The organism is Sphaerisporangium sp. NPDC088356, from assembly GCF_040685555.1.
Taxonomy (GTDB): domain Bacteria; phylum Actinomycetota; class Actinomycetes; order Streptosporangiales; family Streptosporangiaceae; genus Sphaerisporangium.
In genome coordinates, this window is the sequence record NZ_JBFBIK010000066.1 from 1 (window position 1) to 26,130 (window position 26,130).

The window sequence follows — 26,130 nt, forward strand, 5'->3', positions numbered from 1 at the left end:
CACCGTTCCAGAAGCGGGGCCCGGCTTCGGCCGGGCCCCGCGCCGCGTTCCACGCCCACCGCCGGCCGGCATGCGCGAGCCCGGCTACGCCGCCGGGGCCAACTCCCTGGTGCGCTGGACCAATGCCGCCACGCTCGGCTCACCGCTGAGCGGCTCCAGCCTCTTGCGCAGGTCGGCGACGTAGGACCGCGTCCGTACGGACTGCAGTCCGGCCGCCAGGTCGAGCGCGGACGCCCCCACCCGGCAGGCCTCCTCGGCGTCCCCCCGCAGGGCGTGGGCCGAGGCGAGCAGGGACAGGTTGAACATCCGCCCTCGGACATAGCGCCCGTCCATGTCGAGCGACCGGCGCGCGTACCGCACGGCCTGCGCCCCGTCTCCCAGGTCCCTGAAGCAGTGGGCGTACTTGGCCGCCAGGTACGCCTCGTCGAAGTAGCGGATCCACTCGGGCTCCTCATCGGGGCGGCGGCGGTCGAAGGCCAGGTCGGCCTCGTGGAGCGCCAGGGCGCAGGCCGCGCCGTCGGAGAGCGCCGCGTGGGCGTGGGCCTCCAGCACGTACGCCTCCGCGAGCAGCGAGGGAACGTCCGCACGGCGGGCGGACAGCTGCGCGGCCCTGGCCAGGTCGAGGGCATGCCTTGGCTGTCCTATATATATGGCTTGGTGCGCCATGCCGGCGAGGATCTCCCCGCCGAAGCCGTGGTCGCCCGCGCCGCGTGCCAGGCTGAGCGCCTGGATGAGATGGCGCTGCGCCAGGCCGTGCTGCTCCAGGTCGTACGCCATCCAGCCGGCCAGGCGGGTCACCTCCGCCGCGGCCGAGGCCAGCGCCCTGCCCGTGGTCTCGCCGTAGAGGCCGTCCTTGAGCAGCGGAGCGACCGCCGAGTCCAGATATTTCACGACGGCGGAGCGCACCCTGCCCCCGCCGAATCGGTTGTCCAGCTCGCCGAACGAGCGGGTGACCTCGCGAATGGCGGCGATGTCGGGCGCGCCGACCTTGCGTACACCGCCGGCCTCTGGCTTTCCCGCTATGGGAAAGGTCAGCCAGCGCAGGGCTCCCGCCGAGCCCGCTCCGACGGCGAAGGCGGAGTCGAGCAGGAACCTGCGCCTCTCCATGTCCGCCCTCCATAGTGCTGTCACGGTCTCGACACCCTCCTGCCACGAGTGAGTGAATTCCTGTCCGAGGTCGAGGGGCGTGGCTCCCCCCGCCATACCGAGATCCTCCGAAGTCACCGGCCGGCCGAGTTTCAGTGCGAAGATCTCCGCGAGGAGCGTCGGCACCGGATCGCGCGGCTGCTGGCCGCCCATCCAGCGCAAGACCGAGCTGTGGTCGTACCTCAGCCCTGTGAGGCCCCGCGCGGCTCCGAGGTCGTTGAGCCTGCGGGCCAGACCCTTGTGGGAGAAGGCCGCCTCGGTGACGAGGTGCCGAAGGAGGAGGTTGGGCTCGCGTCGCATCGCTCTTACCCCCGAGGAGGTTTGCATGGATGGTCATGGCACTCCGGTCGCCGCAAGCCCCCTGCGCGCACATACGCCCTTCGTGCACACCCTTGTCCAGCAGGTAACGGAGGGTTTTTGTTATAGCACGATGCGTGACATGGTGTGGGAATTCCCAAGACTTGACCCCAGGAGCGATACCTCATGACGAAGGCAAGCCTTTTCGACTGGGATGTCTACACAGGCCACGAACCCGCCGGCTGGACGGCCTGCGGGGTCACGGCCACCGAGAAGCTGGCGGTGGAGAGGGTGCGCACGACCTTCGCCGCGATGCCGTACGGCAGGTGCGCGTGGGCGGAGATCACCCGCGTACGGCTGGACCCCGCGCATCTGGCGCCCCGCGAGCGGGTGGAGGGCGCGCGGCACGTGGCGGTACGGCTGTGGGACGGCGGGGTCGTGTGGTCGCTGCCCCGGCGGCGCGTGCAGGCCCTGCGCCACCCGGTCCCGCGCAGGAGGCCGGCCCCGCCGAACTTCCTCGACGACCACGGCGGCTCAGGTAACCCGTGAAAACGGCGCGGGGCCCGCTGGACGCGGGCCCCGGTGGTGTGCCGGCCGATGCCGGAGCGTCTACCTGCGAGCCACCCCGTCGAGGCGGGCCTGGCTGGCGACGGCCTCGACGACCGCGGGGGCGACGCGCTCGTCGAACGGGCTCGGGATCACGTAGTTCTCCGACACGTCGGGCCCCACGACGGCGGCGAGGGCGTGGGCGGCGGCGACCTTCATGTTCTCGGTGATCGTCGAGGCGCGCACGTCGAGGGCTCCGCGGAAGACCCCGGGGAACGCCAGCACGTTGTTGATCTGGTTCGGGAAGTCGGAGCGGCCGGTGGCAACGACGCGGGCGTGCCTGCGCGCGACGTCAGGGAGGATCTCGGGCGTCGGGTTCGACAGGGCGAACACGATCGAGTCGCTCGCCATGGAGGCCACGGCGGCCTCCGACAGCGTCGAGCCGGACAGGCCGATGAACACGTCGGCCCCGGCCAGCGCCTCCTCGGTGGAGCCGGTGAACCCGCCGCGGTTGGTGTCCCTGGCGAGCGCTTCCTTGTGGGGGTTCAGCCCGTCCCTGCCCTGGTAGATGATGCCCTTGGAGTCGGAGACGGCGATGTCGCCGATGCCGGCGTTCAGCAGAATGCGGGTGACCGCCACGCCGGAGGCTCCCGCGCCCGCGACCACGGCCCGCAGGTCGCTGAGGGACCGCCCGGTCAGGCGGGCGGCGTTCTGCAGGGCGGCGAGCACCACGATGGCGGTGCCGTGCTGGTCGTCGTGGAAGACCGGGATGCTGAGGAGCTCGCGCAGGCGGTCCTCGACCTCGAAGCAGCGGGGGGCGCTGATGTCCTCCAGGTTGATGCCGCCGAACGAGGGCGCGAGCCGCACGACGGTCTCGACCAGGGCGTCCACGTCGGTGCAGTCGAGGCAGACGGGCACGGCGTCGACGTTGCCGAACTCCTTGAACAGCAGCGCCTTGCCCTCCATCACGGGCATGGCGGCGGCCGGGCCGATGTCGCCGAGGCCGAGCACGGCCGTGCCGTCGGAGACCACGGCGACGACGTTGGAGACCCAGGTGTACTCGTTGACGAGATCGGGCTGGTCGGCGATCGCGGTGCAGACCCTGGCGACGCCAGGCGTGTAGGCCAGAGAAAGGTCTTCGGCGTTGCGGACCGGGATGGTGGACCGGACCTCGAGCTTGCCGCCGCGGTGCATCGCGAACACGGGATCAAGATCGAGGGATTCGAGAGAAGCGGAGAACGGCGTGACTGCCACAGCGACCCCTGTGTCGTAAGGACGGATTCCTTCGGTAGACGCCGCAGGCGAACGAAGGCCCAGGCTTCTGTAGCCGCCCGGCGGCCGTCGTCGTTGACGGTCGTCTCTTGAGGGGGTACGGGGGTCACCCGTTGCTTGATTGTGCCACATGTCGAGACGCCTGCCGATGTCAGCTCTGCCACAGATCTGGCGGCGAACATCGAGCGCCAGGCGCATCCAACCGGACATATCGTTACTTTCCCCCCTCAACAGGTCATACCCGTAGCGACATGCCTCGATACCCCCATCTCTACCCGAGGCGCTCCGGCGTCCTACCCGTACCGGCGTCCCCGGCCACCCCGTCCAGTGCCACCAACACCGCATCGCCGCTGGTGCCCGCCGCGTACCGCACCGGCACGCCCCCGTGAACACGGCGACCCTCCCGCTCCGCAGGCCGTTCCATGTAATACTCGATATCCCGACTCGTCTCTTACAGCGGTGGAATTCCACAGTGGACCTGACGTCATACGCCGAGCTGGCCGTGCTGCTGGTCAACAGCGAGGACGCGCTGAGCTCGCTGGAGGGCGCCCGGCGGTTCCTCGTCGAGGCGGGCCGCGCGAGACAGGTCGGCCGCCTCACCCGCGCCGACCTCGAAGCGCTGCGCGAGCTGCGCCGCGAGCTGGCCGCCGTCTTCGCCGCGGCCGCGTGTCACGACGAGCAGAACGCCGTCGACCGGCTCAACGCCCTGCTGACGCGGCATCCGGTCTACCCGCAGATCTCCCGGCACGACGGCCAGCGCTGGCACCTGCACCTCACCGAGGGCGGCCGGCTCTCGGACGAGTACGCCGCGGGCGCCATCATGGGGCTGACCGCGCTGGTCACCGAGCTCGGCGTGGACAGGCTCGGGTTCTGCCAGGCGTCCCCGTGCCACCGGGCCTACCTCGACACCTCCTCGAACCGGTCCCGCCGCTACTGCTCCGAGCGCTGCGCCAGCCGGGCCAACGTGGCGGCCTACCGCGCCCGCCGCCGCGACCTCAGCGGCCACCGCGCCTGAGGGCCCACGTCCTGCGCCCGGCACTCACCGGGGTCGCACGCCGTTCCTGACCGGCCAGTAGCGGAACACCACGCGGCCGAGCACCAGCGACGGCGGCACCGCGCCGAAGTCCCAGCTGTCCTTGCGCCCGGGTGCCCGCTGGTTCTCGCTCTCCAGCCACCACCCGTCCCCGTCCCGCCACGCGGCCCGCTTGACGATCATCGTGGCGGGGTCGCCGGGCAGCCGGGCGAGGACGAGATCGCGGGGCCGCACCACGGCGCCGCGGCGCACGACGAGCCAGTCCCCCGGCCGGAGAACGGGCAGCATCGAATCGCCTTCGACGCGCACCCTCATGAACGACATCCCCTGCCATCTCCGTGAATCAAGGCGAGTAGGTTGGGCATTGGATAGTGCTGTCTGTTATCAGCATCAAGGAAGGAAACCGATGCTCGCACGACTGTTGCGGCCTGGCCATGTCGCCTCCGCGCACTGCGATCTCCCTTGTGGGGTGTACGACCCCGCCCAGGCTCGCATCGAGGCCGAGTCCGTGAAGGCGATCATGCAGAAGTACGCCGACAACGACGACCCGGTGTTCCGTGCTCGCGCTCTGACCATCAAGGAGGAGCGGGCCGACCTGGTGAAGCACCACCTGTGGGTGCTGTGGACCGACTACTTCAAGCCTCCGCACCTGGAGCAGTACCCGCAGCTCCACCAGCTCTTCTGGGACGCCACGAAGCTGGCCGGAGCCGCGGGCGCCAAGGGCACCGTAGATGTGAGCAAGGCCGAGGACCTTCTCGGGAAGATCGACGATATCTCGAAGATCTTCTGGGAGACCAAGGCGGCCTGAGCCTCTTCGCCCCGTTCTGGCCTCGTGCGGTCTCCTTTCGCGCGGGGCCAGAGGCGTCCCAGGAGGCCAGGGGCCCGGCAAACGCACCTGGATGTCAACGAAAGGACAGCGGGACGTCAGGGAAACCGGCCGCATTTCTACAAGATCACGACTATCGGCGCGTCCCAGTCCTGCAACAGGGGGCACGGGGCGGTAAGTTGCTAATCAGCAGCTCTGTTCGAGGAGGAACGTGACCGACGAGACAGCGACGCGTGCTGGCGGCATCCCCGGTGGGCTCGCGGGGATCCGTGACGCGGTGAGCGTGCGTCTGCCCGCTGCGAGTGCCTACCTGTCCGTGCTGCGCACGGCCACGGCGGGGCTGGCGGCGCGCCTCGACTTCACCCTGGACGAGATCGAGGATCTTCGTATCGCGGTCGACGAGGCGTGCGCGATGCTGCTGGGCCACGCCGTGCCCGGCACCGATCTGATCGCGGAGTTCGAGCTGACCGGCCAGGAGATGATCGTCCGCGTGGAGGTCAGCACGGTCGGCCGGGCCGAGCCCAAGCGCGACGACTTCGCCTGGATGGTGCTCACCGCGCTGGCCGACGAGGTGGACGCCGAGACCGACACACCCGACCGCATGGCAATCGTGCTGCACAAGCGCCGAGGCGCTGCGAGGCTGTCGTGACGGAGAGGACCCGGGCCGTGGCCGGCAGTGACAGCACCGTCCCCGACAGGGTTCGGGCCCGCGGGCTGTTCGGCGAGCTGGCCGAGTTGCCCGCTGACGACCCACGTCGCCAGCGCATCCGTGACGAGCTGGTCGAGCTCCACCTGCCCCTGGTCGAGTATCTCGCCCGGCGCTTCCGCAACCGCGGCGAGTGGCTCGACGACCTCACCCAGGTCGCCACGATCGGCCTGATCAAGTCGATCGACCGGTTCGACCTGGCGCGGGGAGTCGAGTTCTCCACGTACGCCACCCCGACCATCGTGGGCGAGATCAAGCGTCACTTCCGCGACAAGGGCTGGGCGGTCCGGGTGCCGCGCCGCCTGCAGGAGCTGAAGCTCTCACTGACAAAGGCCATCAGCGAGCTGTCGCAGCGGCAGGGCCGGGCGCCCACCGTGGCCGAGCTGGCCGCGCATCTGCAGATGACCGAGGAAGAGGTGCTCGAGGGCCTCGAGTCGGCCAACGCCTACTCCACGGTGTCCCTCGATGCTCCCGACTCAGGCGACGACGACGCGCCAGCCGTGTCCGACTCACTCGGCATCGTCGACGAGTCCCTGGAAGGCGTCGAGTACCGCGAGTCGCTGAAGCCGCTGCTCGAACGGCTTCCGCCTCGCGAGAAGCGCATCCTGCTGCTGCGGTTCTTCGGCAACATGACCCAGTCGCAGATCGCCACCGAGCTGGGCATATCCCAGATGCACGTCTCGCGGCTGCTGGCCCGCACGCTGGCCCAGCTCCGCGAGGGGCTCACCGCCGAAGACTGACCGCCGAAGATCGACCTGTCCCGGCCGGCCACCGGTCGGGCTAGTCCTTGATCATGGCGCGGGTCGTGGCGGGCGCCAGCAGCGCGACCAGGCCGGCCAGCGCGACCACGATGATGAGCACGCCGGGCACCGACTGTCCCGACTGGACGAGCGAGACGGCGACCGGCAGCGCGAAGATCTGCGTGACCACGCCGGGGGCCCGGCTCCAGCGGGCCGCCCCGAGCACGCCCCAGGCCACCCAGACCAGGGCGGCGCCGATGACGATGCCGAACGCCGAGACGGCGATGGAGCTGCTCACGTCGGCGGGCTTGCCGATGACGGTCTCCACTGCGGCGTAGGCGCCCAGCACCACGGCGGTGACGCCCTCGACCGCGAGGACGACGGCGGCCACGACAAGGGTCACCGGACGGTTCAACATATCGCGTCACCCTACTTGACCCAGGTCTCAGGTGCTCGACCGGTGGATACGCTGGGCGACATGCGTGCACTCCTCCTGATCAACCCCACGGCGACGTCGACCAACCGTCGTAGGAGGGATGTCCTCATACGCGCTCTCGGCGCGGCCGTCGACCTGTCGGTGGAGGAGACCGGGTACCGAGGGCACGCCACGGTGCTCGCGGGCGCCGCACGTGAGAAGGGGTTCGACGTGATCGCCGTCCTCGGCGGCGACGGCACCGTGAACGAGGCCGTCAACGGCATGCTCGAGGGCGACCTGGCACAGCCCGCGCTGATCGTGATCCCGGGCGGGAGCGCCAACGTCTTCGCCCGCTCCCTCGGGCTGCCGAACGATCCGGTGGAGGCGATGGGCGCGGTGCTGGAGGCGATCCGGGAGGGGCGGCGGCGCACCGTCAACCTGGGCCAGGCGATCTGGGAGGACGGCGAGCTCGGTGACGGTTCGCCGGGTGATGCCACCGAGCCGGCCCTCGGCTCCTCAGAACCTGCCAGAAGCCGATATTTCACGTTCTGTGCGGGGCTGGGGTTCGACGCCGAGGTGGTACGAGCCGTGGAGGGCCTGCGCGGGGCCGGGTACAAGGCCTCGCCGCGCCGGTACGTCAACACCGCGCTTCGGCACTACTTCATGACGGACCGCCACCGTCCGGCCCTCCGGCTGGAACGGCCCCACCGCAGGCCCGTCGACGGCATCTTCATGACGATCATCTGCAACACGGCGCCGTGGACCTACATCGGCGACCGGCCGGTCAACCCGACGCCGTGGGCGGGGTTCGACACCGGGCTCGACTTGCTCGGCCTGCGGCGGATGGGCATGGCCGCCATGTCGAGCTTGATCCACCAGATCGTCGGAGAGCGGGTTGGCCTGCCCAGAGGCGGGCATCTTGTCCATGTACACGACGAGGAAGAGTTCACCCTGTCGGCCAAGCGGCCCATGGCCTTCCAGCTTGACGGCGACTATCTCGGCGAGCGTGAGCGCGTGACTTTCCGGTCTGTTCCCGGCGCGTTACAAGTTCTGGTCTAATCCCTCACATGCCGTCATAGTGTGATGCATCCGACATGCATATCCGGCAAAACGTTCTCCCAAACCTCTTGCGTGACCTGGGCATGCCTGAAAAGCTCAACACGACGTCGGAACGTAGGACGTTTGAGGATCCACCCTGTTCCTCGAAGGTCTGCGGCGATCACGCGAGTTTCCTGGACCCCTCAACCCATGGCCCAGGCAAAATTTCGCCCTGGCTAGTGAAATTGTTCACAAACATCCGTCACCGGACGGAGCCGCAGGCTCCACCTACGAAGGAGTGGAACGCATGGACTGGCGCCACCGCGCTGCCTGCCGTGACGTGGACCCCGAGCTGTTCTTCCCGATCGGCAACACCGGGCCGGCACTCATGCAGATCGAAGAGGCCAAGCAGGTATGCCGTGCCTGTCCGGTCAGTGAGCCGTGCCTGAAGTGGGCCATCGAGTCCGGTCAGGACGCCGGCGTGTGGGGCGGTCTGAGCGAGGACGAACGTCGTGCGCTCAAGCGCCGCACGGCCCGCGCTCGAGCTCGCGCGAGTGTCTGAGCCCGCACGCGCGTCACATCAACCGAGAGTCTGGAGACATCTCCGGATCCATCCGCGCCTTCCGCACCGCCCCGGCGTCGCGGCGTGCGGAACCGGCACGCCCGGCATCGCGTCACGCGATGGCCGGGCGTCGCAGTGTCCTGGGCCGATCACCACGCCGGCGTGGTGATCGGCGGTGACCGCTAGACCGGCTGCACCGGGATGGTGATGGAGACCTCAGTCCCCCCGCCCTGACGCGGCTTGACGGCCAGGCGCCCCGACAGCTCCCCCACGACCAGCGTACGGACGATCTGCAGGCCCAGGCTGGTCGACGCCTCCAGGTCGAAACCCTCGGGAAGGCCCTCGCCGTCGTCGGCGACGACCAGGTCGAGCCGCTCCTCGGTCCGCGAGACGATCACCTTGATCGTGCCGCTCCCGTACGCGAAACCGTGCTGGACGGCGTTCTGCAGCAGCTCGGTCAGCACCATGGCCACCGGGGTGGCGATCATCGCGGGGAGCATACCGAAGCTGCCCACCCGGCGCGGCATGACGTTGGCCGCCGAGACCTCGCCGGTCATCGACATCACGCGGTCGGCGATGTCGTCGAAGTCGACGATCTCCTCGGGAGTGTGGGACAACGTCTCATGCACGATCGCGATCGAGCCCACCCGGCGCACCGCCTCCTCCAGCGCCTCACGGCCCTCGGGAACCTGCAGCCGCCGCGCCTGGAGGCGCAGCAGCGCGGCCACCGTCTGGAGGTTGTTCTTCACCCGGTGGTGGATCTCCCGTATGGTCGCGTCCTTGGTCAGCAGCTCGCGCTCACGGCGGCGCAGCTCGGTCACGTCCCTGATGAGCACCAGGGCGCCGATGCGGCCACCGCCCACGATGAGCGGGATCGCGCGGAGCTGCACCACGTTGGCGCCCGCCTCGACCTCGGTCTCCCGCGGCGAGCGGCCGCTCGCCACGAGCATGAGGTCCTCGTTGATGGGCTCGTCGGAGTAGCACAGGGCGGCGGTGGTCTTGCCCAGCTCGGAGCCCACCAGGTCGGCGTTCAGCCCGAGCCGCCGGTAGGCCGACAGCGCGTTGGGCGAGGCGTACGTCACCCGCCCGGCGCGGTCGAGCCTCAGCAGCCCGTCGCCGACCCTCGGGGAACGGACCAGGATCGGCGCCGCCTCGGGAAAGGGGAAACGGCCCTCGGCGACCATCTGCGCCAGGTCGGACGCGCTCTGCAGATAGGTGAGCTCCAGCCGGGACGGCGTGCGCGCCGAGGACAGGTTGGTCGAGCGCTGGATGACCGCCACGAAGTGGTCGTCGCGCCGCACCGGGATGGTCTCCTCGCGCACGGGCACGCCGCTGGACCAGTCGGGGTCGCCCTCGCGGCAGATGCGGTGCTCGTTCCACGCCGTGTCGATCAGCGGACGCTCCCCCGCCGCCACGATCGAGCCGACGACGTCGTCGTGGTAGACCGTGGGACCCGTGGTCGGGCGCATCTGCGCCACGGCCACCCACCCGGACTCGTCGCGCAGGGGGATCCACAGGATCAGGTCGGCGAAGGACAGGTCGGCGAGGAGCTGCCAGTCGGTGACCAGCGAGTGCATCCACTCCAGATCGGCCGGGTCGAGAGTGGTGTGGCGCGCCACCAGGTCGCTGAGAGTCGGCACCTGAGCATCATGCGTGCTAACCCCGGCCCAAAGCGAATCGACAGGGTCGCCCCTGGGAAGATTCCCCTGATGGAGCACACACAAGTGCCCGCTTACCCCGTGGAACGTCCCGCGAGCGTGACCGCCGGCACGACCGACACCGTGGACGGCCCCGGCGCACGCCGGGTCGCGAGCACGGCCGCCGGCACGGGAGAGGCCACGTGAACAGCACCGACCTTAGCGAGACCATGAGCACAGATCCACTGGCGCGGCTGCGCGCCGCCGCCGCCACCCGTGCGGCGGCCGGGCTGAAGCGCGCCCTGCGCCCCCGCACCCCCGACCACGACGGCCTCATCGACCTGGCCTCCAACGACTACCTCGGGCTGTCCCGAGACCAGCGGCTGGTGGCGGCGGCCGTGGCGGCCACCGGAAGGTGGGGCACCGGCTCGACCGGATCACGGCTCGTCACGGGCAGCACCACGCTCCACGCGGAACTGGAGGAGCGGCTGGCGTCCTTCACCCACGCCAGGCGGGCGCTGGTCTTCTCCTCGGGGTACCTGGCGAACCTCGCGGCCGTCGCGACGCTCGGGGCGGGCGGGCTGGTGGTGAGCGACGAGGGCAACCACGCCTCGATCATCGACGCCTGCCGCCTCTCGCGCGCCAGGGTGGCCGTCACCCCCCACAAGGACGTCGAGGCGGTGGAGAAGGCGCTGGCGAACCGCGCGGAGGAGCACGCGCTGGTCGTCACCGACGCGGTCTTCTCCGTCGACGGCGACCTCGCGCCGATCGCCGAGCTGTACGCGGCGGCCGTACGGCACGGGGCCCTGCTCGTCGTGGACGAGGCGCACTCCCTGGGCGTGGTCGGCGAGGGCGGGCGGGGCGCCGTGTACGACGCCGGGCTCGCGGACGCCCCGACCATTGTGAGAACCGTCACACTGTCGAAGTCGCTCGGATCACAGGGCGGAGCTGTGCTAGGCGCGTCCGAGGTGGTAGACGCCCTGATCGACACGGGCAGGCCGTTCATCTTCGACACCGGCCTCGCGCCGTCGGCCGTAGCCGCCGCACTCGCGGCCATTGATATCGTGGGCGACCATCCTGACCTGCCCAGACAGGCTCGGCACAATGCGTCGGCGCTGGCCCGCGCGGCCGGGGAACGTGGCCTTCTCACCACCGACCCGGCGGCGGCCGTCGTGCCGATCGTGCTCGGCCCTCCGCACGTCGCGCTCTCCGCCGCCGCGGTGTTCGCGGAGCACGGAGTGCGCGCCGGGTGCTTCCGCCCGCCGTCGGTGCCGTCGGGCCGGTCTTGTCTGAGATTGACCGCACGGGCCAATCTGAGTTCGGATGATCTCGCGGTGATCGGACGCGCGCTCACCGCCGTGGCCGAGATGAAGGTGAACGTGTGACGGAAGACTCTCCCCGGATTCCCAAGTACTACGACGTCAAACGGAACTTGCTGGAACTCACCAAGTCTCTGCCCGCGGGCGCGGCGCTGCCGCCCGAGCGTGCCCTGGCCGTGCGCTTCGAAACCTCGCGCACGACCGTCAGGCAGGCGCTCACGGAGCTGGTCATCGAGGGGCGGCTCCTGCGCATCCAGGGCAAGGGCACGTTCGTCGCCCAGCCCAAGGTCGCCCAGGTGCTGCAGCTCACGTCGTACACCGGGGATCTGCGCACGGTCGGCCTGGAGCCCGACACCAAGATCCTCGACATCAACTACATCACGGCCGACGAGACCCTGGCGCGCCGCCTGTGCATCAACCCGGGCGGCCGCGTGCTGCGGATCCACCGGCTCCGCCTGGCCAACGGCGAGCCGATGTCGATCGACACCACCCACCTGTCCGCCCGGCGCTTCTCGCGGCTGCGGCGGGAGCTGGAGGTGCACGCCTCCCTGTACGAGACCCTGCACAACGCCTACAACGTCCAGCTGACCGACGCCGAAGAGATCATAGAGACCGTGCTGGCGACCCCGTACGACGCCCAGGTCCTCGGCGTGGACGTCGGCCTGCCGATGCTGCTGCTCACCCGGCACGCCTTCGACGCCGAGGGGAACCCTGTGGAGTGGGCCCAGTCGCTCTACCGCGGCGACCGGTACAAGTTCGTCACCCGCCTGCGCAGGCCACCGGAGTCCGGCGGGCCGCAGGCGCCGGGGCGGCCGTAGGGCCGGGGCTCTAGGGTGGTGCCGGTGAGCGTTCTGGTGGTCACCGGCACCGACACCGGTGTGGGCAAGACCGTGGTCACCGCCGCCGTCGCCGCGCTGGCGCGGCGGCGCGAGGTGCCCGTCGCGGTGGTGAAGCCCGCGCAGACGGGGGTCACGGCGGACGAGCCGGGCGACCTCGACGAGGTCATCCGGCTGTCCGGGGTGACCACCACGTTCGAGTTCGGGCGGTTCCCCGACCCGCTGTCCCCGGCCGCCGCGGCCCGCGCGTCCGGGCTTCCTCCCGTCTCCCTGGCCGGCGTCGCCGAGCGCGTCGTCGAGCTGGCGGAGACCCACCGCCTGGTGGTCGTCGAGGGCGCGGGAGGGCTGCTGGTGCGCTTCGACGAGGAGGGCGCCACCATCGCCGACCTGGCCCGCACGCTGCGCGCCCCCGTCCTCGTGGTGGCGAGGGCCGGGCTCGGCACGCTCAACCACACGGCGCTGACGCTCGAGGCGCTCGCGGGCCGGGGGCTCGACCTGGCGGGGCTGGTGATCGGCTCCTGGCCGCGTGAGCCCGGCGTCGCCGACCGGAGCAACGTCACCGACCTGGAGACGCTCGCCGCCCGGCCGCTGGCGGGGGCGCTCCCCGAGGGCGCCGGGGCGCTCGGCCGTGCCGCCTTCGCCCGCGTGGCGCATGACGGACTGGGGCCCCTGCTCGGCGGCGGGTTCGACTCTTCACGGTTCCGGGCAACCCTTAGTCTGTGACGCAACCGACAAGGGAGCAGCAGGACCGATGAGTATGGACATCTTGGAGATCGCCCGGGTTCAGGTGCTCGAAGAAGGGCGGGGGCTCTCCTCCGCTCAGGCCCTGCGATGCCTGGAGCTGCCGGACGACCGCATTCCCGAGTTGCTCGCGCTCGCTCACGAGGTGCGCATGGCATGGTGCGGCCCGGAGGTCGAGGTGGAGGGCATCATCTCCCTCAAGACCGGCGGCTGCCCGGAGGACTGCCACTTCTGCTCCCAGTCGGGGCAGTTCACCTCCCCGGTCCGGTCCGTATGGCTGGACATCCCCTCGCTCGTCCAGGCGGCCGTCGAGACGGCCCAGACGGGCGCCACCGAGTTCTGCATCGTCGCGGCCGTGCGCGGGCCCGACCAGCGGCTCATGGACCAGGTCCGCGAGGGCGTCAAGGCCATCCGCGAGGCCGTCGAGATCAACGTCGCCTGCTCGCTCGGCATGCTCACCCAGGACCAGGTCGACGAGCTGGCCGAGATGGGCGTCCACCGCTACAACCACAACCTGGAGACCGCGCGCTCCCACTTCGGCCAGGTGGTGACCACCCACACCTGGGAGGAGCGCTGGCAGACCTGCGAGATGGTCCGCGAGGCCGGCATGGAGCTGTGCTGCGGCGGCATCATCGGCATGGGCGAGACCAGGGAGCAGCGGGCGGAGTTCGCCGGGCAGCTCGGCGAGCTGCGTCCCGACGAGGTGCCGCTCAACTTCCTCAACCCGCGCCCCGGCACGCCGTTCGGGTCGTTCCCGCTCGTCGAGGGCGCCGAGGCGCTGAAGACGATCGCGACGTTCCGGCTGGCGCTGCCGCGCACGATCCTGCGGTACGCCGGCGGGCGCGAGCTCACGCTGGGCGACCTCGGCACCCGCGACGGCATGCTCGGCGGGGTGAACGCCATCATCGTCGGCAACTACCTCACGACGCTCGGCCGCTCCCCCGAGCAAGACCTGGAGCTCCTGGCGGACCTGAAGATGCCCATCAAGGCTCTCTCGCCGACGCTCTGACCCTAGAGTCGCCCCTTGAGCAGCTCATATGAGCCCTCAAGGATTGACCGGGGACAGAAAAGGTAAGTTCACGTCATGGAGTCTGCAAAGCACGCCGGTGACATCGCGGTCGCCGTTTCACGAGCCTATGGTGCCGAAGTCATGTTCACCCTCTCGGGCGGCCACGTCTTCCCCCTGTACGACGGGGCCGTCCACGAGGGCATGCGCATCGTCGATGTGCGGCACGAGCAGAGCGCGGTGTTCGCCGCCGAGGCCACGGCTCGGTTGACGCGACAACCAGGCCTCGCGGTGCTGACCGCCGGCCCAGGCATCACCAACGGTGTCAGCGGTGTCGCGACCGCGCACTTCAACGGCTCGCCCGTCGTGGTGATGGGCGGCCGCGCCCCGGCCTCCCGATGGGGGTCGGGCGCGCTCCAGGAGATGGACCATCCCCCGCTGTTCGAGACGATCACCAAGCTGGCCTTCACGGCCGGTGGCGCCGACTCGATCGGCCAGGACGTCGAGATGGCGTTCCGCACGGCGATCGCCCCGCACCGCGGCCCGGTGTTCCTCGACTTCTACATGGACCACCTGTTCTCGCCCTCCCCCGCGCACGAGGCCGAGACGCTGACGCCGTCCCCCCTTGAGCCCGACCAGGAGACGCTCGCCGAGATCGCGCGGCTGATCGCCCAGGCCGAGCGCCCGGTGCTCGTGCTCGGGTCGGACGTCTGGATGGACCGCGCCGAGGAGGTCGCCCGCGACTTCGCCGAGGCCTTCCGGCTCCCGGTGATCCCCAACGGCCAGGGGCGCGGCATCCTGCCCGCCGGGCACGAGCTGCTCGTGACCCGGGCGCGCGGCATCGCGTTCTCCCAGTCCGACCTGGTCATCGTCGCGGGCACCCCGCTCGACTTCCGCCTCGGCTACGGCTTCTTCGGCGGCAGGGACGCCGCTCCCCTGGCGAAGGTCGTCCACCTGGCCGACGCGCCGTCACAGCTCGCCACCCACGTGGGCACCGCGGCCTCGGCCGCCGGAGACCTCTCCCTGCTCTTCTGGAGCCTGCGGGCGGCCTGCGAGAAGGCCGGGGTGTCACCCACGTCCCACGCGCCCTGGGTCACCAAGCTGGCCGAGGCCGCCGCGGCGGCCGTCTCCGGCGACGCCGAGCTGATGGAGTCCGACGCCGACCCGATCCATCCGATGCGCATCTACGGCGAGCTCAACCGCGTCCTTTCCGACGACGCCGTGGTCATCGGCGACGGCGGCGACTTCGTGTCGTACGCCGGCAAGTACATCGAGCCCCGCAGGCCCGGATGCTGGCTCGACCCCGGGCCGTACGGCTGCCTCGGCACCGGGCTCGGCTACTCGATCGCCGCCCGCATCGCCCGTCCGTCCTCGCAGGTCGTGCTGCTGCTCGGCGACGGTGCCGCCGGGTTCTCGCTCATGGACGTGGACACCCTGGTGCGCCACAAGCTGCCGGTCGTGATGATCTGCGGCAACAACGGCATCTGGGGCCTGGAGAAGCACCCCATGCAGATGCTGTACGGGTACGACGTCGCGGCCGAGCTGCAGCCGCAGTGCAGGTACGACCAGGTCGTGACCGCTCTCGGCGGCGGCGGCGAGCTGGTCACCTCGCCGAAGGAGATCGGGCCCGCGCTGCGCCGCGCGTTCGACTCGGGCGTGCCCTACATGGTCAACATCGCCACCGACCCGCAGATCGCCTACCCGCGCACCACCACGGGCATCTGACCGGTACGGCCACCGGCACTCCGGCGGCCGTCCCTGGGACGGCCGCCCAGGGTCAGGAGGCCGAGGGGGTCGGGGTCGGAGCGTCGCTGGGCTCGTCGTCGCAGGGGATGCCCTGTTCCACGACGATCGTCACGTAGCGGTCGACGGGCCAGGCGGTGGCCGGGGCCGGGTTCTGGTCGAGCACGCGGGTGCAGCCCTCGTCACTGGGGGTCCCGCTGACGTCGACCTTGGTCTTGAAGCCGGCGGACCGGAGCCTGGCCGTCGCCGCCTGCTGGCTCAGGTTGATCACGGCGGGCACGGACTTCTTCGCCGCCGGCACCTTCGTCGGGGTGGGAGACGGGGTGCGGGTCTTCGTCGGGCTGGGAGAGGGCTTCGACGTGGGGGTCGGGGACTTCTTGGTCGGCATGATCGACGGCTCGCCGGTCTGCTGGGCGGCGCCTTCGGAGGGAGGTGGCACCCCCGGAGTCTCCCTCGGCGGGCGGGCGTTCCGTGTCCGCGTCGCCTCCGGTTCGCTGGGCGTCGGGGACTGTGTCTCCACGGCGCCCGCCGCCGACGCCTGGGAGTCGGCGAGCTGCCTGAACGCCACCGCGCCCGCCCCGCCGAGCAGGACTCCGGCCGCGATGACCCCGACGATCAGACCCGCCTTGCCGCGCTTGGGAGCGGCCGCGCGGCGGCCTCGGGCGCCCCGCTGCCCCGGAGGCACGCCAGGCGGGCCCTGAGCGGGCCCTGGGGGCGGCGAATGGACCGCGGAGGGAGAGGTGGAGGTGGCCAGGATGTACGGCGGAGGCGTGGCCGTGGTGGGCTGGACGGCGTCGCCGTCGTGCCAGGACGCCCTACTCGCGTGGGCGCCGGTCTCGGGCGCCGCGAGCTGGTGCGGGTGACCGGCGCCCGACGTGGTGCGCTCGGAGGAGACCATGCCGGTCAGGCCGGCCATGCCGGACACCGCCACCGAGGCCCCGGTGTCGTCGCGCATCGTCTGGCGCGCGGCCACGCTCATCTCCGCGGCGCTGCGCCAGCGGCGCGCGGGGTCCTTGACGAGCGCTCGCTCGACGAGATGCCGGACGGCGGGCGGCACGTCGGCGGGCAGCGGTGGCGGGTCCTCACGGATGTGCTTGAGCGCGATGGTGACGGGGGTGTCGCCGTCGAAGGGCCGGTAGCCCGCCAGGCACTCGTAGGCGACCACACCGAGGGCGTAGAGGTCGACGGCCTGGGTGACGGGCTGGCCCTCCGCCTGCTCGGGCGCGCAGTAGGCGGCCGTGCCGAGCACCATGCCCGCGTCGGTCAGCCGGTGGCCCATGTCCGCGCGGGCGATGCCGAAGTCGGTGAGGACGAGCGTGCCGTCCGGACGGACCAGCAGGTTGCCGGGCTTGACGTCGCGGTGCACGATGCCACGGTCGTGTACGGCCTGAAGGGCCGAGGCGGCCTGCGCGATGAGCTCCATGGCGGGCTCGGGCGCGATGCGGGTGAGCCTGGTGAGCAGGCGGTCGAGCGGTTCGCCGTCGACGAACCGCATCACGAGATAGGCGGTCGGGCCGTCTCCCGGCACGTCGCTCACGCCGTAGTCATAGACGTCGACCACACCCGGATGGTTGATCGTGGCCATCGCGCGTGCTTCCCCCTGGAAGCGGGCGGCGAAGCCCGGATCATCCATCCGGCCTGGTAAGAGCACTTTTACGGCGACGGTGCGCGCGAGGACCATATCCTCGCCGCGCCACACCTCGCCCATGCCGCCGGCGCCGAGACGGACGTCCAACCGGTAACGTCCCGCCAGCGTGGTCCCTTGGGCCACCATCTCTCCCCCGCTTACCCCAATCCATCCAACACCGACGTCACCCCAGAGTTCTCCAACAAAGCGGATTTGTGTCGCGGCCAGATCACGCCGGTGTCACAAAACCCGTGGTCACAACTTCACGCCGGGGTGTCAGCGTGCGTCACACCGTGTTCGACGCAGCGGGCGGACCAGCCCCGTGGCGTCACCTGCACCACCAGCCGGCGACGGCACGCCGGACAGTAGCGGGGGGGCTCCATGTCCCTCGCGGCACGGCATGCGGAATGGTTCTCGTCTCCAGCGAGACGTCCGCAATGGTCGCAGTAGGGGCTCACGCGAAGAGCGTATTCCATTGATAACCGCCAAGGCCGCCAACCGGTGAAGGTGGTACGAGACCGTGCGAACAGGATGGCGGGCGCCACCCGGTCGAACTGGTCCGCGTGCCCGCCGCAATAGGCTTGCCCGCATGACGATCGATGCGGGGCTGCGCGCCGAGGTTCTCATCATGGTCGAGCGGTCGGACACCGCCGTCAAGATGGGCAGCGGCGACGTGCCCGTGCTCGGCACGCCGCGCCTGCTGGCGATCGCCGAGGCGGCCACCGTGCGGGCCGTGCGGGACCACCTGGAGCCCGGGCAGACGTCGGTCGGTACGAAGGTGACGCTGGAGCACCGCGCGGCGAGCCCCGTGGGCACGCACGTGGAGGTGATCGCCGAGCTCGTCGAGGTGGACGGCAGGCGCCTGGTCTTCGAGGTCATCGCCAGGGACAGGAAGCGCACAGTGGCGACCGCCACCATCGAACGCGTCGTCGTCGACCGCGAGCGCTTCCTGTCCGGGCTCACCGGCTGAGCCTGAGCCCTGCCCCGCCCGTGGGCCCGCCTCACTCGATGACCGCGATCAGGTCGCCCTCCTGGATGACGTCGCCCTCGGCCACCTTGAGCCGGCTCAGGACGCCCGAGTCCTCGGCGAGCACCGGGATCTCCATCTTCATCGACTCGAGGATGACCAGCGTGTCGCCCTCGCTGACACTGTCTCCCTCAGCCGCGACGACCTTCCAGACATTCGCCACCATCTCGGCACGTACTTCCGCCACCGGAACTCCCCTCAATCAAATGATCCAACTGTGCCAGAGGGCTGTCGCTCATCGTCGCATCCGCATGACAGCGCGGCGCCGACGGGTCCACAACCTCGCCCGGCGTCACGAACGCATGCGGGCGATCAGCCCGGTGTCGTAGTCGCCGCTGGTGAACTCGGCGTTGTCCAGCAGCTCCGCGCAGAACGCCAGGTTGTTCTTGGGTCCTTCGATGCGGAAGGCGGCCACGGCCTCGCGGGCCCTCGCCAGTGCCTCGTCACGGTCGGCGCCGTGGACGCAGAGCTTCGCCATCAGCGGATCGTAGAACGGAGTGACCGTGTTTCCTGCGACATATCCGGAATCGAGGCGGATTCCGGGGCCCGACGGCTCCTCCCAGACCCCGATCTTGCCGGGCCCGGGGAAGAACCGCTTGGGGTCCTCGGCGTACACGCGCATCTCGATGGCGTGGCCGTCCGGCTCGACGGCATGCCCCCGCGACGCCACCGGGAACGTGACCGGCTCCCCCGCCGCGACGCGCAGCTGCTGCTCGACCAGGTCGATGCCCGTGACCAGCTCGGTCACCGGATGCTCCACCTGGAGCCGGGTGTTCATCTCCAGGAACACGAAGTCCTGCTCGCCGGCGTCCACAAGGCACTCCACGGTGCCCGCGCCCCGGTAGCCGACCGCCTCCCCCGCCCGCACGGCGGCGGCCAGCATGCGCTCGCGCAGCTCGGGCGTTATGCCCGGTGACGGGGACTCCTCGACGACCTTCTGGTGGCGGCGCTGGACCGAGCAGTCGCGCTCGCCGAGCGCGACCACGGTGCCGTCCGCCAGCCCGAGGATCTGCACCTCGACATGGCGGGCCCGCTCGATGTAACGCTCCAGCAGGATCGCCGGCCCCGCGCCGGAGCCGCCTCCGCCGAAGCGCTCGGCGGCCCGGGACGCGGTCTCGAAGGCCTTGGTGAGCCCGGCCTCGTCGTGGGCGACTCCCATGCCGATGCCGCCGCCGCCTCCCGCCGTCTTGACCATGACGGGGTAGCCGATCTCGGCCGCCGAGGTCAGGGCCTGGGGCAACCCGGTCACCGGCTCCCGCGTGCCCGCGGCCACGGGCACGCCGGCCCGCTCCATGAGGTTCCGCGCGTTGATCTTGTCGCCCATGCGCTCGATCGCGTCGGGAGACGGCCCGATCCACACCAGGCCCGCGTCCATCACGGCCCGCGCGAAGGCGGCGCTCTCGGACAGGAAGCCGTAGCCGGGGTGGACCGCCTGCGCGCCGGTCGCCCGGCAGGCCTCCATCACCTTGGCGATGTCGAGGTAGCTCTCGGCGGGGGCCGAGGGCCCGAGCAGGTAGGTCTCGTCCGCCTCGCGGACGAAGGGAAGATCGATATCGGCCTCGGAATGCACCACGATCGCCCGCAGGCCCATGGCCTTCACCGTGCGGACGATCCGCCGCGCGATCTCTCCGCGATTGGCCACCAGAACGCTCTCGAACACCGGCCGCACTCCCTTCGACGGTTCACCACCTTATGGCCCGAGCCTCCTCAGAACCCCTCCGCGAAACCACCGATCCCCCCGTGTCCCGGCTGTAGGAAGCCCACAACCGCGCGTGAGCGCGGAAGATCGCCCGGAGGGAGCCCTCGGGGGGATCTCAGAGACGGTGGACGGGGGCGGGCCGGTCGACGACCCTGGCCATCGACTCCACCACCGCGGGGTCGTACTCGTCGCCGCAGTCGACACGCAGCCGCTCCAGCGCCGCCGCCGCGCGGTCGCGGTCGGTCGACCCTCCGACCAGGTCGTCGTAGGCGTTGGCCGCCTTGATGATGCGGCTGGCGAGCGGCGGCAGGTCGGGGCCGGTGAAGGAGTCGCCCTGGCGGCGCACGATCTCGGCCACCCGGTCGAGCACGCCCGTCTTCTTGATGACCTCGGCTCCGAGCTCCGCGATGCTGCGGGCCTGCTCGGGATCGGTGAGCACGGTGGCCCCCCCGGGGATGGGGTCGCGCAGGGAGAGCTGGCCGATGTCGTGCATCAGCGCGGCGTACTCCAGCTCCAGCAGCTCGGGCTCCGCCATGCCGAGCTCGCGGCCGATCGCCAGCGACAGGCGGCTGACCCGGCGCGAGTGCCCCGGCTCGACGTACCCGCCGACCTCGGTCACCCGGGCGAGCGCCCGCACGGTCTGGAGGTAGGTGGCACGGATGCCGGCGTACTTGCGGAAGGCGACCTGGGTGACGAGCAGCGGGGCGGCGAACACGACGAGGGCGGCGAGGTTCATGCTGTGGGAGGCGAGGGCCAGCAGGGTGCCCGAGGCGGCGACGGCGGCGCCGAGCGGCGCGGCCATGCGCAGCTCGTCGCGGATGGCCACGTGGAAGGCCGTGCGTACCTGCTCGGCCCTGAGCACGGCGGCGATGAGCACGTCGGCCGTCAGCATCGCCGCGATGAGCACGGCCATCACGCCGAGGACCACCCACCACGTGCCCGTGCCGTGGTCGGTGGTGGCGTACAGCGTCGAGGCGAGCGGCCGGTAGGCGAAGGCGAGCAGCGCCCCGGAGAGCAGCCGCCGGGCGATCGCGTCGAGCTGCGGGGGCCTGCCGACGGCGAGATGGGGCAGCGCGCCGAGCGTCATGCCGGCCGCTATGACCGCCACCACCTGGAGCGCCGAGTGCCGGGTCGGCACGCCTCCCACGTCGAGCAGCAGGGTGTACCCGAGGGCGGCGGCGGCCCCGATGGGCGCGACCTCCCTGTTGCCCGGCATCGTGAGCCTGGCCAGCTCGCCGGCGGCGACCAGCATGCCGAAGGCGACCGCGATCTCGGGGTCGAGAAGGCCCACCGCCGCCGTGTGGGCGACGCCGGCGACGGTCACCATGCCGGCGGCGCAGATGAGCAGCAGCTGGCCGGAGTCGAGCCCCTGCAGGGGCCGGGCGGTGGTGGTCACCGCTCGGACACCACGATGGGCATGGTCGGATCGTCGTGGTCCTTGGCCACGGTCTCGACGGTGTCGTCGTCGGGCACGGGGACCGCGCCGGGAGGATCCCAGCCCCGCCGGTCGAGCGCCCTGATGAAGGCGCCGACCATGACAGGGTCGAACTGCGTGCCGGCCCCCTTGCGGAGCTCGGCCATCGCCTCGTCGAGCGACTTCGCCTTACGGTAGGCGCGGTCGGAGGTCATGGAGTCGAAGGCGTCGGCCACCGCGATGATGCGGGCGAACTCGGGGATTTCGGCCCCCGCCAGGCCCATGGGATATCCCCCGCCGTCCTGGCGCTCGTGGTGGTGCATGATGCCGGCGAAGGCCTCGTCGAGGAAGTCGATGCCCCGCACGATCTCCAGGCCGCGCATCGGGTGGAGCTGGATCGCGGCGTACTCCTCCTCGGTCAGGCCGCCCTCCTTCTGCAGGACCTTGGTGGGGACGCCGAGCTTGCCGACGTCGTGCAGCATGCCGGCGTAACCGATGGCCCGCATCCGCTCGGGGCCCATGCCGATCTCCTGGGCGATCATGGTCGAGGCGCCGGAGACGCGGGTGCAGTGGCCCCGGGTGTAGTAGTCCTTGGTCTCCACCGCCTGGCACAGGGCCGCGATCGTCGCGTCGTACGACCGCTGCTGGGCGAGGTACTGCCCGAATGCCCACCGCGCGATGAACAGCGGCAGCAGCACGAGCACAGCCGAGATCGACTGGACGGTCGCCCACAGCCCGGCGATCAGCAGGCCGAAGGTGGCGTACCCGAGGTAGGAGACGAGGAACTGGGCGAGCCCGCGCAGGGGGACCTCGCCGGTGCGCAACTGCCCGGCCAGCGACAGCATGACCGCGAACAGCACGAAGTTGAGCGGCACGAACACCGCCGCCGCGCCCATGAAGGGACCGAGCATGTCGGTGAACCGGTCGGCGCCGGGCACGTCGTGAAGGCCACCGAGCCGGTCGAAGACCCACCCGGCGGTGTAGCCGCAGATGGCGAACTGCGCGCCGTTGAACAGCCGCTTGTGCAGCGGGAGCCCCGGCCGCACGCTCAGCACGGCGGTCGCCCCGACCACGGCCGCGCCCACGTCGCCCACCAGCACCACGGCGGCCAGGGCCGCCGAGAAGCTGACCGACATCGCCGCCTGCTCGACGTTCAGCAGCGTCGGGACCGACTCGCATACCAAGAACAGCAGGGCGAGGACCAGCAAGGTCGGCCACTGGTGCTCGCCGAAGCGCCCGGGAAGGATGAGACCCCGCCCGATCAGTGCCGCGGCCACCCCCACCAGAAGGATGAGGTAGACCTTCGCCGGCCAAGGTAGATCACGCAATGCCGCCGCCTCGGGACGTCACCGGCACGTGCTCAGGTCCAGGAGATCCCCGAGGGCACTACTACCGCGCCCCCTAGGAGAACCGCCAGAGCCAGCAGACCGAGCGCCCACCCAGGGCCGCTGACCGCCATGGCCGCCACCATGCGTGTGGCCATTGCCTTCACCATGTGCCGCCTCCCCATCGAGTCCGGCTTCAGGCTACAGAAAGCGAGGTGACCCGTACGGGAAGTCGAAGAATCGCATCCAAAGCGTAATCAAACCACTACCCGTAGCTAACGCGATCTCGCCCATTCAACCGTGGCCTTCAGGCCGTCGGAAAGCTCGGTGCGGGGGCGCCAGCCGAGACCTTCGAGCGCCGGGGAGGGGTCGACCGCCATGGCCGGAAGATCGCCCAGCCGGGTCGGCTCCGAGCGCGGCTCGTCGGGCGCGCCGGCGGCGGCGGCCACCAGGGTGTGCAGCTCGCGGTCGGTGGTCCGCACGCCCGTACCGAGGTTGAACCTGCGCCCGTCGCCCCGCGCCCCGCAGGCGCGCACGAACCCGTCGACCACGTCTTCGACGAAGATGTAGTCGCGGCTCTGGGAGCCGTCGCCGTAGACGACGGTCGGCGTGCCGCGCAGCAGCGCGTCGGTGAAGATCGAGACGACCCCGGCCTCGCCGAGGGGCGACTGCCGGGGGCCATAGACGTTCGACAGCACCAGTGTGGTGTACTCCAGGCCGTGCAGCGCCCTGTACATCGACAGGTAGATCTCGCCGCTGAGCTTGGACGCGGCGTACGGCGAGCGGGCGTCGGCCACGGCGTCACCGGGCACGGGGATCACGGCCGGACGGCCGTACACCGCGACAGAGGAGGCGTAGACGACCTTCCTCGCCCCGGACGTGCGGGCGGCCTCCAGCACGTTGACCGTGCCGCCGACGTTGAGCCTGGCGTCGAACACCGGATCGGCCACGCTGACGCGCACGCTGATCTGCGCCGCGAGGTGGCAGACCACCTCGGGCCTCCACTCGGTCATCAGGCCGTTCAGAACGGGCTCCCTGACGTCCATCTCGTGCAGCTGGAACCTCGGGTTGCCCTCCGCGGCGGCGAGGTTGCCGCGCTCACCCGACGACAGGTCGTCCACCACGGCGACCTCGTGCCCGTCGGCCAGCAGCCGATCGACGAGGGTCGATCCGATGAACCCGGCGCCGCCGGTCACGAGTATCCGCATCCCGGCATACTAGGGGATCACCCGGTGGGTCACTCTGACGCGAGTTGTGCCCGGACGGACTCTATGCGTCTGAGGACCTTCGACCGGAGATCCTCCGGCACGGTGTCGCACCCGCAGTGCTTGGCGACGAGTTGTTTGACGACCTTCTCCAGGCCGTATTCCTCAAGGCAGGGCCCGCACTCGTCGAGATGCTGCCTTATGTCGGACCGCCGGTGCTCATCCAGCTCGCCGTCGAGGAAGGTGTAGACCTTGTCGAGCACTTCCTTGCAGTCGGTGTCGTGCGGCTTGCCACAGCTCATGCCGAACACCTCGCCAGAGCGCCGCATCCGCGACCGCCTGTCACCACCGATGATTGATCAATCTCGCCGCGCTCCGTCACGACGGCTCCTCCGATCGCACAAGCCCGCGTCCGCGCGCGTAGTCCTCGAGTTGGGTCCGCAGCTGACGCCGCCCCCGGTGCAGACGTGACATCACGGTTCCTATTGGGGTGCCCATGATGTCGGCGATCTCCTTGTACGGGAACCCCTCGACATCGGCGAGGTACACCGCCATGCGGAAATCTTCGGGAAGCGCGGCGAGCGCGTCCTTGATGTCGCTGTCGGGCAGGTGCTCAAGCGCCTCCACCTCGGCGGACTTCAGGCCGGCCGACGTGTGCGACTCCGCACGCGCGAGCTGCCAGTCCTCGATCTCCTCGGTGCCGGACTGCTTGGGCTCCCGCTGCTTCTTGCGGTAGCTGTTGATGAAGGTGTTGGTGAGGATGCGGTAGAGCCAGGCCTTGAGGTTGGTGCCTTCCTGGAACTGGTGGAAGGACCCGAAGGCCTTGGCGAAGGTGTCCTGGAGGAGGTCCTCCGCATCCGCGGGATTCCTGGTCATCCGGAGCGCGGCAGAATACAGCTGGTCGAGGTAAGGCATTGCGTCGCGCTCGAACCGCTGGCTGCGCTGCTCCAGAGTCTCCTCGGCTGTCTTGGAGACCGGACCCACCCCCTTATACGCGCCGTACACAGCCGAGAATACCGGCTTGCGTACGGCCGTCCGGTCAGCGACCTCGGCCATCAGCATGGGACGGAACCTCCTCGCGTGTTTACACGCGTCTGCAACACGCGAGGCATAGCATCTGTTCCCGGTAAGTAGAAGGTGACGAACGACCCGGTACGGGGAAAAAGATACGTACCGGCTGGTAGCGATTCCCCGGAGCCCCGACCGTCCAGGAGCCACTCGTGCTGCCCATCCCAGCCAACGAACTGAACGGCTCAGGCGCACTCGGGCCGTACTGGACCTTCTACCACGCCGTGGTGGCCGAACAGCTGCGGCGATGGCTCCCCGAGCGACCCTGCCTGCTTCTCGATCTGTCCGGCGGGCGCGGGCGCTGGCCCGCCCAGGCGGCGGGCGCGGGGCACCACGTCATCGAGGTGGTCGACTTCCGGCGCGCTCCCGATCCCTGGCTGCGCGACGCCTCCAACAGAATCCGCCGGGTGCGTGCCGACGATCTCGGCTTCCTGCCCGACGCCTCCATCGACGCGGTCATCGCCGAGGAGCGCGTGCTGTCGCTGGAGCTCATGGCCGAGTCCACGATGGAGGACGTCGTCCGCGTGCTCAAGCCGGGCGGGCGCGTGCTCGCCTGCGTCGACTCGCTCGTGCTGGGGATGGCGATCATGGCGGAGCAGAACTACTGGGCGCACCTGTGCCAGACCGGCACCGGTGAGGTGATGCTCGTGCCGTGGCCCGACGGGAGCATCACCCGCTGCTTCACCAGCGCCCAGCTCCGCGAGCTGCTCGCCGACGCCGGGCTGGAGGTCGAGTGGGTACGGCCGCGCACGGTGCTGTCACCCTCGACCGTGGACCACGTCCTCGCCGCCGACACCCGGGCGCTCAACTGGCTCGTCCGCACGGAGCTGGACGCGCATCCCGACGACGACGACACCGTGGGCATCCACCTGGTGGCCAGCGCCCGCAGGCCCAAGTAGCGC

Annotated in this window: 29 protein-coding genes; 15 read left to right on the forward strand and 14 right to left on the reverse strand. The window is 70.5% G+C overall.

What is annotated here, in order from left to right:
• Positions 1–84: 84 nt before the first annotated feature.
• Complete coding sequence (locus AB0O34_RS23050; RefSeq protein ID WP_363918453.1) at positions 85–1,446, reverse strand: hypothetical protein; 1,362 nt, start codon at positions 1,444–1,446, stop codon at positions 85–87.
• 183 nt (positions 1,447–1,629) lie between these two features.
• Between AB0O34_RS23050 and AB0O34_RS23055 the strand changes: the two genes are divergently transcribed.
• The gene (locus AB0O34_RS23055; protein ID WP_363918455.1) at positions 1,630–1,992 is read left to right on the forward strand and encodes a hypothetical protein; all 363 of its coding nucleotides are present in this window, start codon (positions 1,630–1,632) and stop codon (positions 1,990–1,992) included.
• A 60-nt stretch (positions 1,993–2,052) separates the two neighbouring features.
• Here AB0O34_RS23055 and AB0O34_RS23060 read toward each other — a convergent pair whose 3' ends face one another.
• On the reverse strand, positions 2,053–3,183 hold the full coding sequence (locus tag AB0O34_RS23060; protein WP_363918531.1) for an NADP-dependent malic enzyme: 1,131 nt from the start codon (positions 3,181–3,183) through the stop codon (positions 2,053–2,055).
• Positions 3,184–3,733: 550 nt separating this feature from the next.
• On the opposite strand from AB0O34_RS23060, the gene AB0O34_RS23065 reads away from it, so the two are divergent.
• On the forward strand, positions 3,734–4,276 hold the full coding sequence (locus AB0O34_RS23065; protein ID WP_363918457.1) for a CGNR zinc finger domain-containing protein: 543 nt from the start codon (positions 3,734–3,736) through the stop codon (positions 4,274–4,276).
• A gap of 24 nt (positions 4,277–4,300) precedes the next feature.
• On the opposite strand, the gene AB0O34_RS23070 is transcribed toward AB0O34_RS23065, so the two are convergent.
• Complete coding sequence (locus AB0O34_RS23070) at positions 4,301–4,618, reverse strand: S24 family peptidase (protein ID WP_363918459.1); 318 nt, start codon at positions 4,616–4,618, stop codon at positions 4,301–4,303.
• Between the two features lie 82 nt (positions 4,619–4,700).
• Here AB0O34_RS23070 and sodN point away from each other — a divergent pair, with 82 nt between their 5' ends.
• The 3 genes from sodN (at position 4,701) to AB0O34_RS23085 (ending at position 6,566) form a co-directional block, all read left to right on the forward strand.
• Positions 4,701–5,102, forward strand: a complete 402-nt coding sequence (sodN, locus tag AB0O34_RS23075; RefSeq protein WP_363918461.1) for a superoxide dismutase, Ni — start codon at positions 4,701–4,703, stop codon at positions 5,100–5,102.
• Positions 5,103–5,331: 229 nt separating this feature from the next.
• On the forward strand, positions 5,332–5,769 hold the full coding sequence (locus tag AB0O34_RS23080; protein ID WP_363918463.1) for an anti-sigma factor: 438 nt from the start codon (positions 5,332–5,334) through the stop codon (positions 5,767–5,769).
• On the forward strand, positions 5,766–6,566 hold the full coding sequence (locus AB0O34_RS23085) for an RNA polymerase sigma factor SigF (RefSeq protein WP_344952723.1): 801 nt from the start codon (positions 5,766–5,768) through the stop codon (positions 6,564–6,566). Before AB0O34_RS23080 ends, AB0O34_RS23085 begins: the two co-directional genes overlap by 4 nt.
• A 40-nt stretch (positions 6,567–6,606) precedes the next feature.
• On the opposite strand, the gene AB0O34_RS23090 is transcribed toward AB0O34_RS23085, so the two are convergent.
• Positions 6,607–6,984, reverse strand: a complete 378-nt coding sequence (locus AB0O34_RS23090) for a hypothetical protein (protein ID WP_363918465.1) — start codon at positions 6,982–6,984, stop codon at positions 6,607–6,609.
• 60 nt (positions 6,985–7,044) lie between these two features.
• Between AB0O34_RS23090 and AB0O34_RS23095 the strand changes: the two genes are divergently transcribed.
• Positions 7,045–8,040, forward strand: coding sequence for a diacylglycerol kinase family protein (locus tag AB0O34_RS23095; RefSeq protein ID WP_363918467.1), 996 nt, complete (start codon positions 7,045–7,047; stop codon positions 8,038–8,040).
• A 286-nt stretch (positions 8,041–8,326) separates the two neighbouring features.
• Positions 8,327–8,581 carry a WhiB family transcriptional regulator gene (locus AB0O34_RS23100; protein ID WP_363918469.1) on the forward strand — a complete coding sequence of 85 codons (255 nt, stop codon included), beginning with the start codon at positions 8,327–8,329 and terminating at the stop codon, positions 8,579–8,581.
• Between the two features lie 182 nt (positions 8,582–8,763).
• Here AB0O34_RS23100 and AB0O34_RS23105 read toward each other — a convergent pair whose 3' ends face one another.
• On the reverse strand, positions 8,764–10,221 hold the full coding sequence (locus AB0O34_RS23105; RefSeq protein WP_363918471.1) for a histidine kinase N-terminal domain-containing protein: 1,458 nt from the start codon (positions 10,219–10,221) through the stop codon (positions 8,764–8,766).
• A gap of 69 nt (positions 10,222–10,290) precedes the next feature.
• On the opposite strand from AB0O34_RS23105, the gene AB0O34_RS23110 reads away from it, so the two are divergent.
• The 6 genes from AB0O34_RS23110 to AB0O34_RS23135 all read left to right on the forward strand — a co-directional run bounded on the left by AB0O34_RS23110 (position 10,291) and on the right by AB0O34_RS23135 (position 15,845).
• Positions 10,291–10,425: a hypothetical protein gene (locus AB0O34_RS23110; RefSeq protein WP_363918473.1), complete on the forward strand. Its 135-nt coding sequence runs from the start codon at positions 10,291–10,293 to the stop codon at positions 10,423–10,425.
• 23 nt (positions 10,426–10,448) lie between these two features.
• Positions 10,449–11,603, forward strand: coding sequence for an 8-amino-7-oxononanoate synthase (locus AB0O34_RS23115; RefSeq protein WP_363918475.1), 1,155 nt, complete (start codon positions 10,449–10,451; stop codon positions 11,601–11,603).
• Complete coding sequence (locus AB0O34_RS23120) at positions 11,600–12,355, forward strand: GntR family transcriptional regulator (protein WP_363918477.1); 756 nt, start codon at positions 11,600–11,602, stop codon at positions 12,353–12,355. Before AB0O34_RS23115 ends, AB0O34_RS23120 begins: the two co-directional genes overlap by 4 nt.
• A gap of 24 nt (positions 12,356–12,379) precedes the next feature.
• Positions 12,380–13,096: a dethiobiotin synthase gene (bioD, locus tag AB0O34_RS23125; protein WP_363918479.1), complete on the forward strand. Its 717-nt coding sequence runs from the start codon at positions 12,380–12,382 to the stop codon at positions 13,094–13,096.
• 28 nt (positions 13,097–13,124) lie between these two features.
• Positions 13,125–14,123, forward strand: coding sequence for a biotin synthase BioB (gene bioB / locus AB0O34_RS23130; protein ID WP_363918480.1), 999 nt, complete (start codon positions 13,125–13,127; stop codon positions 14,121–14,123).
• A gap of 75 nt (positions 14,124–14,198) precedes the next feature.
• A complete protein-coding gene (locus AB0O34_RS23135) occupies positions 14,199–15,845 on the forward strand; it encodes an acetolactate synthase (protein ID WP_363918482.1) in 1,647 nt (548 codons plus the stop codon).
• Positions 15,846–15,897: 52 nt separating this feature from the next.
• Here the strand turns inward: AB0O34_RS23135 and AB0O34_RS23140 are convergent, their stop codons facing one another.
• Positions 15,898–17,637 carry a protein kinase gene (locus AB0O34_RS23140; protein WP_363918484.1) on the reverse strand — a complete coding sequence of 580 codons (1,740 nt, stop codon included), beginning with the start codon at positions 17,635–17,637 and terminating at the stop codon, positions 15,898–15,900.
• A 442-nt stretch (positions 17,638–18,079) separates the two neighbouring features.
• Here AB0O34_RS23140 and AB0O34_RS23145 point away from each other — a divergent pair, with 442 nt between their 5' ends.
• Positions 18,080–18,460 (forward strand): hotdog domain-containing protein, encoded by a 381-nt coding sequence (locus tag AB0O34_RS23145; protein WP_363918486.1) that lies wholly within the window; start codon positions 18,080–18,082, stop codon positions 18,458–18,460.
• A 31-nt stretch (positions 18,461–18,491) separates the two neighbouring features.
• On the opposite strand, the gene AB0O34_RS23150 is transcribed toward AB0O34_RS23145, so the two are convergent.
• The 8 genes from AB0O34_RS23150 to AB0O34_RS23185 all read right to left on the reverse strand — a co-directional run bounded on the left by AB0O34_RS23150 (position 18,492) and on the right by AB0O34_RS23185 (position 25,144).
• The gene (locus AB0O34_RS23150; RefSeq protein ID WP_358550923.1) at positions 18,492–18,704 is read right to left on the reverse strand and encodes a biotin/lipoyl-binding carrier protein; all 213 of its coding nucleotides are present in this window, start codon (positions 18,702–18,704) and stop codon (positions 18,492–18,494) included.
• Between the two features lie 105 nt (positions 18,705–18,809).
• Positions 18,810–20,177 carry a biotin carboxylase N-terminal domain-containing protein gene (locus AB0O34_RS23155; RefSeq protein WP_363918488.1) on the reverse strand — a complete coding sequence of 456 codons (1,368 nt, stop codon included), beginning with the start codon at positions 20,175–20,177 and terminating at the stop codon, positions 18,810–18,812.
• Between the two features lie 154 nt (positions 20,178–20,331).
• Entirely contained in the window at positions 20,332–21,612 is a 1,281-nt protein-coding gene (locus AB0O34_RS23160) for an HD domain-containing phosphohydrolase (protein ID WP_363918490.1), read from the reverse strand.
• Entirely contained in the window at positions 21,609–22,958 is a 1,350-nt protein-coding gene (locus AB0O34_RS23165; protein ID WP_363918492.1) for an HD-GYP domain-containing protein, read from the reverse strand. Before AB0O34_RS23165 ends, AB0O34_RS23160 begins: the two co-directional genes overlap by 4 nt.
• Before the next feature lie 32 nt (positions 22,959–22,990).
• Positions 22,991–23,113 carry a hypothetical protein gene (locus AB0O34_RS23170; protein ID WP_363918494.1) on the reverse strand — a complete coding sequence of 41 codons (123 nt, stop codon included), beginning with the start codon at positions 23,111–23,113 and terminating at the stop codon, positions 22,991–22,993.
• Positions 23,114–23,230: 117 nt separating this feature from the next.
• Positions 23,231–24,163, reverse strand: coding sequence for an NAD-dependent epimerase/dehydratase family protein (locus tag AB0O34_RS23175; protein ID WP_363918496.1), 933 nt, complete (start codon positions 24,161–24,163; stop codon positions 23,231–23,233).
• Positions 24,164–24,192: 29 nt separating this feature from the next.
• Complete coding sequence (rsrA, locus tag AB0O34_RS23180) at positions 24,193–24,462, reverse strand: mycothiol system anti-sigma-R factor (RefSeq protein WP_363918498.1); 270 nt, start codon at positions 24,460–24,462, stop codon at positions 24,193–24,195.
• Between the two features lie 76 nt (positions 24,463–24,538).
• Complete coding sequence (locus tag AB0O34_RS23185; RefSeq protein WP_363918533.1) at positions 24,539–25,144, reverse strand: sigma-70 family RNA polymerase sigma factor; 606 nt, start codon at positions 25,142–25,144, stop codon at positions 24,539–24,541.
• A 236-nt stretch (positions 25,145–25,380) separates the two neighbouring features.
• On the opposite strand from AB0O34_RS23185, the gene AB0O34_RS23190 reads away from it, so the two are divergent.
• Positions 25,381–26,127 (forward strand): methyltransferase domain-containing protein, encoded by a 747-nt coding sequence (locus AB0O34_RS23190; protein WP_363918499.1) that lies wholly within the window; start codon positions 25,381–25,383, stop codon positions 26,125–26,127.
• The last annotated feature ends 3 nt before the right edge of the window (positions 26,128–26,130 follow it).